Origin of the sequence: Cupriavidus sp. SIMBA_020, assembly GCF_046535395.1 — a bacterium.
Taxonomy (GTDB): domain Bacteria; phylum Pseudomonadota; class Gammaproteobacteria; order Burkholderiales; family Burkholderiaceae; genus Cupriavidus; species Cupriavidus campinensis.
The window spans coordinates 1-318 of sequence record NZ_JAWRWU010000264.1; the positions used below are offsets into that span (position 1 = coordinate 1).

The window sequence follows — 318 nt, forward strand, 5'->3', positions numbered from 1 at the left end:
GGTATCCCACGCCATCCGCATGAGCGGCGAGCCGCGCATGCGCACCGTGTTCGTCGAGCCGGGGGCGGCCTCGCACCTGCCCACCGAATGCTGCGTGCTGTCGATCTCGCCGCTGTTGCGCGGGCTGATGGTGGCGGCCGCCGAGGTGCCGCTGGAATGGCAGCCCGGCACCCGCGACGGCCGCCTGATGATGCTGCTGCTGGACGAGCTGAAACAGGAGCCGGTGCTGCCGCTGCACCTGCCGCAGCCGTCCGAGCCGCGCCTGGCGCGCATCTGCCGCGCCATCGTGCGCCACCCCGAGCGCCAGGCGGGCGCGGC

At 74.2% G+C, this 318-nt stretch carries 1 pseudogene; it reads left to right on the forward strand.

The annotated features are described in order from the left end of the window. Nucleotides 1-318, forward strand: a pseudogene (locus SB751_RS29125) (AraC family transcriptional regulator); the annotation flags it as partial.